At 37.7% G+C, this 13,335-nt stretch carries 12 protein-coding genes; 6 read left to right on the top strand and 6 right to left on the bottom strand.

The window, feature by feature from the left end; all coding sequences use genetic code 11:
• Positions 1 to 146 precede the first annotated feature (146 nt).
• Positions 147 to 1,073 (top strand): calcium/sodium antiporter, encoded by a 927-nt coding sequence (locus D4A81_RS11750; protein ID WP_111526086.1) that lies wholly within the window; start codon positions 147 to 149, stop codon positions 1,071 to 1,073.
• 40 nt (positions 1,074 to 1,113) lie between these two features.
• Here D4A81_RS11750 and D4A81_RS11745 read toward each other — a convergent pair whose 3' ends face one another.
• From D4A81_RS11745 to D4A81_RS11730, 4 genes are all read right to left on the bottom strand, one after another.
• A complete protein-coding gene (locus D4A81_RS11745) occupies positions 1,114 to 2,481 on the bottom strand; it encodes a short-chain fatty acid transporter (RefSeq protein ID WP_111526085.1) in 1,368 nt (455 codons plus the stop codon).
• Between the two features lie 256 nt (positions 2,482 to 2,737).
• The gene (locus D4A81_RS11740) at positions 2,738 to 3,382 is read right to left on the bottom strand and encodes a 3-oxoacid CoA-transferase subunit B (protein WP_111526084.1); all 645 of its coding nucleotides are present in this window, start codon (positions 3,380 to 3,382) and stop codon (positions 2,738 to 2,740) included.
• Positions 3,382 to 4,032: a CoA transferase subunit A gene (locus tag D4A81_RS11735; RefSeq protein WP_111526083.1), complete on the bottom strand. Its 651-nt coding sequence runs from the start codon at positions 4,030 to 4,032 to the stop codon at positions 3,382 to 3,384. Before D4A81_RS11735 ends, D4A81_RS11740 begins: the two co-directional genes overlap by 1 nt.
• The gene (locus D4A81_RS11730) at positions 4,029 to 5,216 is read right to left on the bottom strand and encodes an acetyl-CoA C-acetyltransferase (RefSeq protein ID WP_111526082.1); all 1,188 of its coding nucleotides are present in this window, start codon (positions 5,214 to 5,216) and stop codon (positions 4,029 to 4,031) included. The genes D4A81_RS11735 and D4A81_RS11730 overlap by 4 nt, the downstream gene beginning before the upstream one ends.
• 471 nt (positions 5,217 to 5,687) lie before the next feature.
• Here D4A81_RS11730 and D4A81_RS11725 point away from each other — a divergent pair, with 471 nt between their 5' ends.
• From D4A81_RS11725 to D4A81_RS11705, 5 genes are all read left to right on the top strand, one after another.
• On the top strand, positions 5,688 to 6,464 hold the full coding sequence (locus D4A81_RS11725; protein WP_111526081.1) for an enoyl-CoA hydratase-related protein: 777 nt from the start codon (positions 5,688 to 5,690) through the stop codon (positions 6,462 to 6,464).
• A gap of 68 nt (positions 6,465 to 6,532) precedes the next feature.
• Complete coding sequence (locus D4A81_RS11720; protein ID WP_111526080.1) at positions 6,533 to 7,369, top strand: 3-hydroxyacyl-CoA dehydrogenase family protein; 837 nt, start codon at positions 6,533 to 6,535, stop codon at positions 7,367 to 7,369.
• A 167-nt stretch (positions 7,370 to 7,536) separates the two neighbouring features.
• The gene (locus D4A81_RS11715) at positions 7,537 to 8,691 is read left to right on the top strand and encodes an acyl-CoA dehydrogenase (protein ID WP_111526129.1); all 1,155 of its coding nucleotides are present in this window, start codon (positions 7,537 to 7,539) and stop codon (positions 8,689 to 8,691) included.
• 26 nt (positions 8,692 to 8,717) lie between these two features.
• Positions 8,718 to 9,500, top strand: coding sequence for an electron transfer flavoprotein subunit beta/FixA family protein (locus tag D4A81_RS11710; RefSeq protein WP_111526128.1), 783 nt, complete (start codon positions 8,718 to 8,720; stop codon positions 9,498 to 9,500).
• Between the two features lie 13 nt (positions 9,501 to 9,513).
• Entirely contained in the window at positions 9,514 to 10,566 is a 1,053-nt protein-coding gene (locus D4A81_RS11705; RefSeq protein ID WP_119808313.1) for an electron transfer flavoprotein subunit alpha/FixB family protein, read from the top strand.
• Between the two features lie 47 nt (positions 10,567 to 10,613).
• On the opposite strand, the gene D4A81_RS11700 is transcribed toward D4A81_RS11705, so the two are convergent.
• Positions 10,614 to 12,314 carry a vWA domain-containing protein gene (locus D4A81_RS11700; protein ID WP_111524249.1) on the bottom strand — a complete coding sequence of 567 codons (1,701 nt, stop codon included), beginning with the start codon at positions 12,312 to 12,314 and terminating at the stop codon, positions 10,614 to 10,616.
• Entirely contained in the window at positions 12,311 to 13,228 is a 918-nt protein-coding gene (locus tag D4A81_RS11695; RefSeq protein WP_111524250.1) for an AAA family ATPase, read from the bottom strand. The genes D4A81_RS11700 and D4A81_RS11695 overlap by 4 nt, the downstream gene beginning before the upstream one ends.
• Between the last annotated feature and the right edge of the window lie 107 nt (positions 13,229 to 13,335).

Raw genomic sequence — 13,335 nt, 5'->3', positions numbered from 1 at the left:
AGTGGGACATTTTTATTTGTGGTATACTAGGACTTTATCATTTATGGCTTATATAATTATATATATAATAGATGATTTTATTGACATTTTTTCAATATATAGATATTATGTCAGTGTTCAATATAAATTTGTAAAGGAATATTTTTATGGTATATATTTGGCTGATAATAGGCTTTATATGTCTTGTAGGTGGAGCTAATTTCTTTGTAGAAGGAGCTTCAGGGGTAGCAAGAAAATTGAATGTGCCATCGGTGGTTATAGGGCTTACTGTAGTGGCATTTGGAACAAGTGCACCGGAGGCTGCTGTAAGTATCGATGCGGCATTAAAGGGTAGCAATGCTATAGCTTTAAATAATGTTATAGGTTCAAATATCTTCAATCTTTTGGCAGTTGTAGGTATATGTGGAATAATACATGCTATGCCTGTAGATAAGTCACTATTAAAGTTTGACTATATTGTAAATATAGTCATAACTATAATAACTCTGGGATTTATATTTTTTGTAAGCGGTATAAATAGAATAGCAGGTGCAGTTTTATTGTTTATATTTATAGTATATATGGTATATACTATAAAAGCAGCTCTAAAGGGAAATAATGAAGGCAATGATGAGAATAAAAGGCAAATACCGATACCTCTGGCAATAGTTTATATTATTGGCGGTTTGGCTTTAGTAGTATTTGGAGGAGATAAGGTAGTTGAGTCCGCTTCTGAAATAGCCTTGATGTTTGGAATGAGTGAAACACTGGTAGGTCTAACTATAGTGGCTATAGGAACTTCATTGCCAGAGCTTGTAACAAGTATTGTAGCATCAAGCAAGGGTGAGAACGGTTTGGCACTTGGTAATGTTATAGGATCAAATATATTTAATATATTATTTATACTGGCATTTTCTTCTGTACTACATCCTATAGATGCAGATGTGGTTGCAGTGTATGATATGTTCTTTTTATTATGTGCAAGCTTAATGGTGTATATTTTAGCAAAAAATGATGGTGAAATTTCTAAGAAAGAAGGATTGGCTATGGTCATAGCATATGTGGCTTATACAGTCTTTATAATTTTGAGATAAATAAAACCACAGGTTCATTTTGGAACCTGTGGTTTTTGGTTTAAGCCATGAAAGGTACAAGGAATAGGAAGCCACATCCTATTATAATTCCGGTTACGATAAGAACTATAGCACAATAACCCATAATATCTCTGGCACCAAGTCCGGCTATACCAAGAGCAGGTAGAGCCCAGAATGGTTGAAGCATATTTGTCCATGCATCACCCCAGGCAATAGCCATGGCGGATACAGCAGGAGAAACTCCAAGAGAGTTTCCGGCAGGCATTACTATAGGTGCCTGTACAGCCCACTGTCCACCACCTGAAGGTACAAAGAAGTTTACAATACCTGCTGATAGGAATGTAAATACCGGGAAAGTGGTTTGATTTGATATATTTACAAAGAAGTCACTTATAGCACCTGCAAGAGATTGACCTGTTGGGCCTGTAGCAGTCATAATACCCATGATACCCGCGTAGAATGGGAACTGTAATATAATACCGCCGGCACTTTTTGCAGCATCAGTAATAGCGTTTACATAACTTATAGGTGTTCCATGGAATATAATTCCAAGTGTAAGGAAAATCAAATTTACAACATTAAGTGAAAGAGTAATGCTTCCCTTGGTTTTATAGGTGTATATTAAATATATTATAGCAAATAATGCTGTAAGAATTGAAAGTAGAGGACAGCTCTCAAGCCATTCTGCCGGTGTCTTTGTAGAAGGTTTTGTTGTGTTCACCTCAGGTTCTACTAAAAGCTTAGGATCTACACTAACTGTATCCTCAGGTGATGGATGCATCTGTGCATTGACAAATGCTATAACTACAATTATAGCTATAACAATTATAAGATTCCAAGCTGAAAATATAGTCTGTGAAGTTGGAATAGATTCGCTTACAGCACCTGCAGTTTGTTTACCTATATCTTCAGTGTATGATGCAAGTTGAAGAGGTATCGAACCTGAAAATCCTGCATGCCAGATTACGAAACCGGAGTATGCTGATGCAATAAGAAGTCTGTAGTCAACTTTTTTAACTTTTTTCGCGATTTCCTTTGCAAGAATTGCACCAACTACAAGACCGAAGCCCCAGTTTAGCCAGCAGGCGATCATAGAAACTATAGTAATGAAAACTATTGCAGATGTTGGGGTTTTTGGAACTCCGGCAGCTGAATTTATGGCTTTTTTTACTAATGGGGCTGTAGCAAGAGCTGTACCAAGAACAAGTACTAAAGCCATCTGCATTGAGAATCCAAGCAAAGACCACATGCTTGAACCCCAGGCATTGGCTATTTCAAATGGATCCATTCCGCTGACAGACATTGCCGTAGCAAAAACCAGAATAGTAAGTACGATGCAAAAAATAAATGCGTCAGGTAAAAGCTTTTGGACAACATTTACACATGCGTTTGTGAATTTCTTAAACATTTTTCTGCCTCCTTTAACAAATTGTTTAATTATTAACATTATTATATCAATTTTAGGGCATACTTTCCAGTCTTAAAAACAATGAAAATCAACAAAGTTATTATATATATCCTACAAAAATATTACAAAAAAAGAAAGAGAGATATAACTTATATGGTCATATCTCTCTTTTGGCATTAAAAGAGTGTACTATATATGTATTATAAATTTAAAGATCAAATAGATATGTAACTCCTTCAAAGTGAGTAAAATAATATTAGAATGTCTTCAAATCATCAGCGATCTTTAGAGGAGCTTCTGTCTTTGCTATAACTTCTTCTACACTTACACCCTCAGCCACTTCGGCAAGCAATAAACCATCATCAGTAACTTTTATTACAGCTAATTCTGTAACAATCTCATCTACAGCATGAATAGCAGTGGCAGGAAGTGTAATCTCTTTTAAAATCTTAGGAGCACCGTCTTTTGCAGTATGTGTCATAGCCACAACTACCTTCTTAGAACCGGTAACGAGGTCCATAGCACCGCCCATACCGGGGATCATTACTCCGGGAATTATATGGCTTGCAAGATTTCCGTTTGAATCTACTTGTAATGCACCCAAAACAGTCATATCTACATGACCACCACGAATGATTACAAATGAGAAAGCACTGTCAAAATATGAAGCACCTGGAAGTATAGTAACATGTTTACCACCGGAATTTGTCAAATTTTTATCTAATGACTTTTCATCAGCTAAAGGTCCCATACCGAGGATACCATTCTCTGATTGAAGTGTAATATCTATACCTTCCGGAACATAGTCCGCTACCATAGTAGGAAGTCCAATACCTAAGTTTACTACATCGCCATCATTCAAATCTCTGGCAACTCGTCTAGCAATCTTTTCTTTTGACATTATGACTCACCTCCTACAAGATAATCTACAAATATAGCAGGTACTGTAACATGGTCAGGCTGAATTTCCCCTACAGGAACAATACGCTCTGCACCTACGATAACCACATCAGCAGCTGTAGCCATAACTGTACTAAAGTTTTTGGTTGTAGCAGCTAAATAAAGATTCCCCTTCTCGTCAGCTATTGTAGCACCGATAATAGCAAAATCAGCTTTTAGAGCCTTCTCTAAAATATAGTCCTTACCGTCAATATTTAGAACCTGCTTGCCATTAGCAACCTCTGTACCAATACCTGTAGGTGTAAGTACTCCACCAAGTCCGGCACCACCGGAACGGATTCTCTCGACTAGAGTACCTTGAGGAGAAAGCTCTACCTCTATACTGCCGTCTTGCATCTTTTGTCCTGTTATAGGGTTTGTACCTATATGTGTTGAAATAACTCTCTTTACCTGGTTATTTGCAACCAACTTTCCAACACCTGTAGTAGGAGTAGCAGTATCATTACAGATAATTGTTAAATCCTTTACCCCTTTTTCAACTAATGCATCAATGATTGGTTCAGGTGTACCACATGCCAGGAAACCTCCTACCATGATAGAAGCACCATCATTAATGCCGGAAATAGCATCTTTGATTGAAACTATTTTCAATTTGTCCCCCTTTCTACGATAATTGCAGTACCCATTCCACCTCCTATACATAGTGAAGCGAGTCCGCATTTAACGTCTCTTTTTTCCATCTCAAAAAGTAAAGTAGTAAGTATTCTTGCACCGGATGCTCCAATAGGATGCCCAAGTGCAATAGCACCACCGTTTACATTTGTGATTTCTCTCTTAAATCCAAGCTCATCACATACTGCGATAGCCTGTGCTGCAAAGGCCTCATTTGCTTCTACAAGATCAATATCTGCTGCTGTTATACCGGCTTTTTCCATAGCCTTTTTTGAAGCAGGGATTACACCAAGTCCCATTACACTTGGATCCACACCACCTGAAGCATAGCTCTTTATAGTAGCCATTATAGGGAGATTGAGTTCAAGTGCTTTTTCCTTAGATGCTATGATAAACATTGCAGCACCATCGTTTATACCTGATGCATTACCTGCTGTAACTGTACCGTCTTTTTTGAAAGCCGGTCTTAATTTTGCAAGATTTTCGATTGTAGTATTGAACTTAGGATATTCATCTGTATCAAATACCTTAGGATCACCTTTTCTTTGTGGGATAAGTACAGGAACTATTTCATCTTTGAATCTACCTGTCTCTATAGCAACTTGTGCTCTTCTTTGGCTCTCAACTGCGAATACATCCTGGTCTTCTCTGGTGATACCCTTTTGCTCAGCAACATTCTCAGCTGTCACACCCATGTGATAGTTGTTGAAAGCATCCCAAAGACCATCTGTAATCATCTCATCTACCAATGTCTGATTACCCATTTTAACACCGAACCTTGCTCCCTTAACTACATATGGAGCATTGGACATACTCTCTGTACCACCTGCCAGAATGATATCTGCATCACCTGCTTTTATTGCCTGAGCTGCCAGTCCTACAGTTCTCATACCTGAACCACATACTTTATTTACTGATAATGCAGGAACAGTATTTGGAATACCCGCACCAAGTGTTATTTGTCTTGCAATATTCTGTCCAAGGCCTGCACTAAGTACATTTCCTATTATTACTTCATCTATAAGAGCAACATCAACACCTGCACGCTCAATGGCACCCTTTGCTGCTGTTACACCAAGATCGACTGCACTTACTCCAGCTAATGAACCACCAAAACTACCCATAGCTGTTCTTGCAGCACTAACGATAACTACTTCTCTCATTTTTTATACCTCAATTCTATAAAGATAAAGTGGACAATATAGGTGGAGTTAATATCCGCCTTATAATGTCAGCAACATGTGTCTCTTATAGGATAACACAAGTGGAATTAATTATCCACCACTTTGTTATTGAAAATAACTATAAAAAAAATGATAAATTTTTATATATATCTTCTTTAAACAATATGTTATAATGAATAAAATTTGAGTTTGTAAAAAATTATCTAGAGTGACGCAAATTTATTCCTTTTGAATAATAAAAAAGTCAATAAAATAATTTTATTCAATATAATTTATAAAAACTTATATTTTTGGCAATTAGATGCTTTAATATGTTAAAATATACTTATGCAAAATATATAGAATGATTAGTAAAAAAAACTAATTGATTGTAGTATACATATATGTTATATTTTTGTCATATGGAATTTTCATGCCAAACAATATGCAACATTGACGAGGAGGTGTTTTATGAATTTTGTAAAGTTTGATACAGAAGGTGCTGTTGGAGTTGTTACAATAGAGAGACCTAAGGCACTCAATGCTTTGAATTCAGAAGTATTGGCAGAGCTTGAAGCTTGTTTCGACAGTATTGATACTGATGTGATAAGAGCAGTTATATTGACAGGCTCAGGCGACAAATCGTTTGTAGCAGGTGCAGATATCGCCGAGATGAGTAAGCTAAATCCTGCAGAGGGTGAGGCGTTTGGAAAGAAGGGAAATGATGTATTCAGAAAGATTGAAACCTTCCCAATACCTGTTATAGCAGCTGTAAACGGATTTGCACTTGGTGGTGGATGCGAGATTGCAATGAGCTGTGATATTCGTATTTGCTCAGACAATGCAATGTTTGGTCAGCCTGAGGTTGGACTTGGTATTACACCGGGATTTGGTGGAACACAAAGACTTGCCAGATTGATTGGCGCAGGCATGGCAAAGCAGTTGATTTATACAGCTAGAAATATAAAAGCTGATGAGGCATTTAGAATAGGATTGGTTAATGCGATATATCCACAAGAGGAGCTTATGCCGGCAGCAAAGAAGATGGCTGCGGCTATAGCACAGAATGCACCTATTGCAGTTCGTGCATGTAAGAAGGCTATCAATGACGGACTTGATGTAAATATGGATGACGCTATAGTTATTGAAGAGAAGCTGTTTGGAAGTTGCTTTGAGACACATGATCAGATAGAGGGTATGAGTGCTTTCCTTGAGAAGAGAAAGGAAAAGAATTTCACCAATTCATAAGTTATAAAAACCTATAAGTGGTTTATTAAAAATTTAAAATTGTTTTTTATTTTAGAAAGGATAAAAATATGAAAGTTGGTATTATTGGTGCAGGTACAATGGGCTCAGGTATAGCTCAAGCTTTTGCAATGACACAGGGGTATGAGGTAAGACTTTGTGATATTAAAGAAGAGTATGCACAGGCAGGTTTTGCTAAGATTCAAAAGAATATTAATTTCCTCGTTAGCAAAGAGAAGCTTTCAAAAGAAGCAGGTGATGCAATCATTTCAAAGATTAAGGTTGGACTTAATGATATATGCAGCGATTGTGATTTAGTAGTTGAAGTGGCGCTTGAGAAGATGGAAATCAAACAGCAAATTTTCAAGGAGCTTCAGAATATAGTTCCTAAGGATTGTATCTTTGCTTCAAATACCTCATCACTTTCTATTACAAAAATAGGAGAGGCACTTGACAGACCTGTAGTAGGTATGCACTTCTTCAACCCTGCAGATAGAATGAAACTCGTTGAGGTAATTGGTGGAGAAAAGACACCTTCAGATTTAGTTGAAAAGATTAAGAATATATCAATAGAAATCGGAAAGACACCTGTTCAGGTTAATGAAGCACCTGGATTTGTAGTAAATCGTATACTTGTTCCAATGATAAATGAGGCTATCAATGTATGGGCAGCAGGCACAGCTGATGCTGAGGGCGTAGATACAGCTATGATTCTTGGTTGTGCACATCCAATGGGACCTCTTCATTTGGCAGACCTTATCGGTCTTGACATTTGTCTGGCTATTATGGAAGTTATTCACAATGAGACAGGGGATGACAAGTATTTACCGGCACCTAGGTTAAGAGAGCTTGTAGCTGCAGGCAAACTTGGTAAGAAGACAGGAGAAGGAATATTCTCTTATAAGTAATTAATATCCCCCTTTTTACAAGCAGTAAGAAGGGGGGTAAATGCATATAGATACAAAATGTGAATTTGCATTTTATATAGATGAAAGAAAACTAAGAAAGGATAACGCAAACAAAGACTTTCACTATTTATGTTTGCACTTGGATTTATTCAAGTAGGGTATGATTCATGGATTTTACTTTAGACAAGAAACATGAGATGGCAAGAGCCCTCTTTAGGGAGTTTGCTGAAAAGGAAGTAAAACCTCTTGCGGTAGAGGTAGATGAAACAGAAGTATTTCCAAGAGAAACTGTAACTAAGCTTGCAAAGTACGGTTTTCTTGGTATTCCTGTAGCAAAGGAGTATGGAGGACAGGGAGCTGATCCATTAGCTTACATTATGTGCGTAGAAGAGCTGTCAAAGGTTTGTGCTACAACAGGTGTTATCGTTTCAGCACATACATCACTTTGTGCAGATCCTATTTTCATGTATGGAACACCTGAACAGAAGGAAAAATACCTTGTACCATTGGCAAAGGGTGAGAAGCTTGGAGCTTTTGCACTTACAGAGCCTAACGCAGGTACAGATGCACAGGGTGCGGTTACAAAGGCTGTACTTGATGGTGATGAGTATGTACTTAATGGCTCAAAGATTTTTATCACAAATGGTAAAGAAGCAGATATCTATGTTGTAATAGCATGTACAGAGATAAAGGTAGATGCAAAGGGAAGACAAAAGAAGATTTTCTCTGCATTTATAGTTGAGAAGGATACACCGGGATTTAGCTTTGGAACAAAAGAAAAGAAGATGGGTATCAGAGGTTCATCAACCTATGAACTTATATTTACTGATTGTAGAGTTCCAAAGGAGAACATGCTTGGACCTGCAGGTAAGGGGTTTGGTATAGCAATGCATACTCTTGATGGTGGTCGTATCGGTATTGCTGCACAGGCACTAGGTATAGCAGAGGGAGCACTTGAGAGAACAGTTGCATATGTAAAAGAGAGAAAGCAGTTTGGAAGATCTATCGGTGCATTCCAAAATACACAGTTTGAGTTAGCGAATATGGCAACCAAAGTAAAAGCGGCACAGATGCTTGTATATAGAGCAGCTATGGCTAAAGCAACCCAGAAGAATTATTCAGAGGAAGCAGCTATGGCTAAGTTGTTTGCGGCAGAAGTAGCTATGGAAGTTACTACAAAGGCAGTACAGCTTCACGGTGGATATGGATATACAAGAGAATATGAGATTGAAAGAATGATGCGTGATGCTAAGATTACAGAAGTGTACGAGGGAACAAGCGAAGTACAAAGAATGGTAATTTCAGGCGGATTGCTTAAATAATTGTGCTATTACGAATGGAGGATGTCATGAAGATAGTTGTTTGTATTAAACAAGTGCCTGATACAAAGGGCGGAGTTGTTTTCAACCCTGACGGCACATTAAATAGAGGAGCTATGCTTACAATTATGAACCCGGATGATAAGGCGGGTCTTGAGGCAGCTCTTAGACTTAAAGATAAATATGGTGCAGAAGTTACAGTTGTTACTATGGGACTTCCAAAGGCTGATGAAGTACTTAGAGAAGCGTTGGCAATGGGAGCAGACAATGCTGTACTTATAACAGACAGAGTACTTGGTGGAGCAGATACATGGGCTACATCACAGACTATAGCAGGAGCGCTTAGAAAATTAGAGTATGATCTTATTATAACAGGTCGTCAGGCTATAGATGGAGATACAGCACAAGTAGGTCCACAGATATCAGAGCATTTAGATATACCTGTTATCAGCTATGCACAGAAGATAGAGATAGATGGCGACAGTGTAGTGGTAGAGCGTCAGTTTGATGACAGATATCATGTATTGAAAGCAAAGATGCCGGTACTTGTTACAGCATTATCAGAGCTGAATGAGCCAAGATATATGACTCCTGGCGGTATTTTTGATGCATATGACAAAGAAGTTACTGTACTTTCAAGAGCAGACCTTATAGATGTAGATGATTCTAATATAGGACTTAAGGGATCACCAACTCAGATAGCAAAGGCATCTGACAAGGTAAGAAAGGGTGCAGGAGAGCAGGTAAACCTTGGTGCATCAGAATCTGTTGATTACATCATAGGCAAATTAAAAGAAACACATATCATCTAAAAAGGAGTCGTTTATGAGACAAAATACAGAAGAATACAGGGGAGTGTTTACATTTGCCCAGCAGGTAGACGGCAAATTGAGCAGTATTTCTCTTGAGCTTATAGGAAAAGGTAAGGATTTAGCTGCTGACCTTAATACAGAAGTAACAGCAGTACTACTGGGATCTGATGTAAAAGGTCTGGTAGATGAGCTTGCAGAGCATGGTGCAGATAAAGTAATAGTAGTGGATGATGCTAAATTAAAAGAGTATCGTACAGAGCCATATACACAGGCATTATCAGCAGTTATAAATGAGTTTAAGCCTGAGATATTCATTATTGGAGCTACAGCAATAGGAAGAGATTTGGGACCTAGAGTATCAGCAAGAGTTGGAACAGGACTTACAGCAGACTGTACACAGCTTGATATAGGCGATTATCCATTAGTAGCAGTTGCAGGAAGAGAACAGAAGCATAATCAGCTTCTTATGACAAGACCGGCATTTGGTGGAAACACAATAGCTACTATCGCATGCCCTGAGAACAGACCACAGATGGCAACAGTTCGTCCGGGTGTTATGCAAAAGAAGGAAAGAGTGGCAGGAGCAAAGACAGAGGTAATAGACTTTGATGCTAAGCTTGAAGAGAACAGCAAGTATGTAGAGATCTTAGAGATTGTAAAGAATGCAAAGACAACAGAAGATATCATGGCTGCAAAGATCTTAGTATCAGGAGGTAGAGGAGTAGGTTCAGCAGAGAACTTTAAGATACTTAAGGATTTGGCTGATGCACTCAATGCAACTGTAAGCTGTTCAAGAGCGGTAGTAGATGCAGGTTGGATGCCAAAGGATATACAGGTAGGACAGACAGGAAAGACGGTTCGTCCACATTTGTATTTTGCAATAGGTATTTCAGGTGCAATACAGCATTTGGCAGGTATGGAAGAGAGTGATATCATTATCGCTATCAATAAAGATGAGACAGCACCTATCTTCAGTGTTGCTGACTATGGTATCGTAGGTGATTTGAACAAGATAGTTCCTGCACTTACAGAGAAAATTAAAGCTGAATTAGCTAAGGAAAATTAATATATGAAATCGCTATAAATCCTAAATTAAGGGTTTATAGCGATTTTTTACATTCTCCTTATTTCCGCCTGTAGCATATTTCCGACTAAGGATGAAAAATTATCAAGTGATTTCACCTTTACAAAACTTCTACCAAAAATTTTCTGAACATTTGTGATGTCGGCATCATCACCAGTGAAGGCACAGAGTACATATATATTTTTTAATTTGGCCCTATGTACAAGTTCCGTAATATCATCTATAGCAATATCACCGCTATAATTTCTTGATTTGCCTTTAACTTCAAACATATCATTAGGCTTTATATCTGTAAGCCATATAATGACTCTATGTGTTGAGTGATTTTTCTGCATTTGCTCAATTAGTGCATTAAGTGCGAGGCCGTCTCTGTTCGCGCCTGTTGTAAAGAATCTGAATATTTCTTTGTTTTTAGAGGTCTCATTGTAATCTCTATATAGATTCATTACAGTGTACCCATTCATAGAAGAATAGCTCCATACTCTGACGGGTACATGGCAGTTATCAAGTGCTTTTGCGATAATGTAGCCTTGAGTAGATACAGTGTCCATACGATGTATCTGTGAGGCAGAGGCATCCAGTAAAATATCCACAGAAATATCACCACTTCCCTCTGCGACCTGTTTTTCAAAAATCTTATTATTGTTAAGGTATAGGGCTTTCCAGACAATGGCTGGAATTAGCTTACCGGTCTTTGAGTAAACAGTAGTGGGTTCAAGCTGGGTAAGTAGGGCATTTTTTATACGATTTGTAAGTTCTAAGATAGATGCATTATTGCTTCCGATATTGTTAAAGAAAAAATCTTCATTTTTCTTATACTGTTTTTGCATTTCTTTTCTCATTTTTGCGGCAAAACCGGTTACCTTTTCTTCACACTCACCTCTTGTGAAAAATATTCTGGTACCTGTGTGATTGCCTACACAGCACTCTATTTGTATTTTCTCAGAAGTTTTATCATCATAGATGGATTTTCCAAAATAGCTGCTGATATATTTTCTAAGTCCCTCCTCGGTGACTCTGTTGAACTTCTCTGAGTCTGTTTCAAATGCAGTAGCATCAGTACCACCCTGATTTTCCACATAGCCAAGTATCAGCTTAGTAGCGCCTGAGATTTCATTTGATACACCTGCTTTTTTACCAAAGAATAGCCTTGGAATCGGAATTTTGAATTTTCTCTTTTGTCCTTTCGCATTAATGCCAGGGAGATAGGTGAAATATTTTGCAAGAGTATTTGATAGACTTTTTATAAAGGATTCAGTATCCACATCTGCACCGATTTCAACTTCATATAGGAGTTTTCTATCTACCAAATCAGGCAGTCCACTATCCTCTCCCATAGATGTTCTATAATGTCCTTCAAGTATCCATCCCTCTCTACTTTCTGCAATACTTGGCATAAATTCCCTAAGCTTTTGCTTACAATACTCTTTTCTAAGGAGTGGGAGACTTGGTCTTAAATCTTTTTCCTTTTCAAATGTGGAATTTTCAAGTGCGATCCAAAACAATGTTTCATAGGTTCCCTGACCTATTGTTTCATGGAAAGTATTATAGAATTCCTTCAATCTCTTCCAGTCAAAATGTGCATAGCTACTGCCAAGTATGGTATTCCAGTAAAGGTCGGCCTTTGCATCATTGTTATACATACGAAAGCCTATTGAAACATTATAATTACCGGCTGCATTCCAAATCATATTTGCAGCTCTCTTTTTTTCAAACTCTGTTAAGATCATGAAAAAATACTCTCCCCGTGAAGACTCTTCGGCAATCTGGCACTTATAATATCAAGTACAAGTTGCCTTTCATACTGATCAAAACATTTATTTATAAGCCCCATTTCTAACGCTTTTGTAACTCCAAGCCCCATTTTCATCATTCCGATACAGGAAATAAGACCTCTAAGATCAAGACTTCTGGTGGATATTTCACCACCATCAGCCTTTTTTCTGATTTCATCAAATACTGAGGCAAATTGTGATAAGTATTCAGGCTTTAGTGTAGGATATTTGTCTTTCATAAGTTTTTGTAAGTTTTCATTTGATATAACAGGCATATGTAATACCATAAATCTGGATGCAAGTGCCTCGTTCATTTCTCTGGTACCGGCATAGCCATAGTTCATTGTAGCAATAAATCTTGTAGCTTCATGTAAGTTTATTCTGTCATATCCGGGTAAATCAATGCTTCGTCTAAAGTCAAGTACTGCATGTAGTACAGCTAAGGATTCATTCTTAGCCATATTTATTTCATCCAATACACCGAAGCCTCCCTTTATTGCACAGTTTAGTATAGGGCCTCTTCTAAAGTTTACCTCACCATTTTCAAATGTATCAGAACCTATAAGAGAGGAGGCATCTGTATTTATATATAGTGATATATCCCACTGTGGCCTTGAAAACGCCATTGCAAGATTCTGAGCCAGAACATTCTTGCCGGTGGCCTTGGGACCGTCAAGTAGTATGTTTTCACCTGCTATTATAGCTGTAGCCGCCTCTTCCCAGATTTCCTTACCATAATACAGATAGGAATCAGTGGGGATTCTTTTTTCATCACCGTCTTCAAGCTTATAGAAGCTTCTAAATGCAACTATTTCTGAGATGATTTTATCTGATATATTTTCCTGTTTTAAAAATTCTAAAATTTCCATATTTCCTCTATTTAATCTAAATTTACTTATCTTTATAATGATACCTGAGTAAAGGGCAAAAGAAGCCTGTAACAGATAGTATCATATAAAAAACTCCTAAGACAGTA

This window comes from Lachnoanaerobaculum umeaense (genome assembly GCF_003589745.1).
Classification (GTDB): Bacteria; Bacillota; Clostridia; order Lachnospirales; family Lachnospiraceae; genus Lachnoanaerobaculum; species Lachnoanaerobaculum umeaense.
This window is presented reverse-complemented; position numbering and strand designations above follow the sequence as displayed.

Bases quoted from the DNA above. Each gene is read 5' to 3' on its own strand.
- D4A81_RS11750 (WP_111526086.1), top strand. From the start codon at position 147: ATGGTATATATTTGGCTGATAATAGGCTTTATATGTCTTGTAGGTGGA.
- D4A81_RS11745 (WP_111526085.1), bottom strand. From the start codon at position 2,481: ATGTTTAAGAAATTCACAAACGCATGTGTAAATGTTGTCCAAAAGCTT.
- D4A81_RS11740 (WP_111526084.1), bottom strand. From the start codon at position 3,382: ATGTCAAAAGAAAAGATTGCTAGACGAGTTGCCAGAGATTTGAATGAT.
- D4A81_RS11730 (WP_111526082.1), bottom strand. From the start codon at position 5,216: ATGAGAGAAGTAGTTATCGTTAGTGCTGCAAGAACAGCTATGGGTAGT.
- D4A81_RS11725 (WP_111526081.1), top strand. From the start codon at position 5,688: ATGAATTTTGTAAAGTTTGATACAGAAGGTGCTGTTGGAGTTGTTACA.
- D4A81_RS11720 (WP_111526080.1), top strand. From the start codon at position 6,533: ATGAAAGTTGGTATTATTGGTGCAGGTACAATGGGCTCAGGTATAGCT.
- D4A81_RS11715 (WP_111526129.1), top strand. From the start codon at position 7,537: ATGGATTTTACTTTAGACAAGAAACATGAGATGGCAAGAGCCCTCTTT.
- D4A81_RS11710 (WP_111526128.1), top strand. From the start codon at position 8,718: ATGAAGATAGTTGTTTGTATTAAACAAGTGCCTGATACAAAGGGCGGA.
- D4A81_RS11705 (WP_119808313.1), top strand. From the start codon at position 9,514: ATGAGACAAAATACAGAAGAATACAGGGGAGTGTTTACATTTGCCCAG.
- D4A81_RS11700 (WP_111524249.1), bottom strand. From the start codon at position 12,314: ATGATCTTAACAGAGTTTGAAAAAAAGAGAGCTGCAAATATGATTTGG.
- D4A81_RS11695 (WP_111524250.1), bottom strand. From the start codon at position 13,228: ATGGAAATTTTAGAATTTTTAAAACAGGAAAATATATCAGATAAAATC.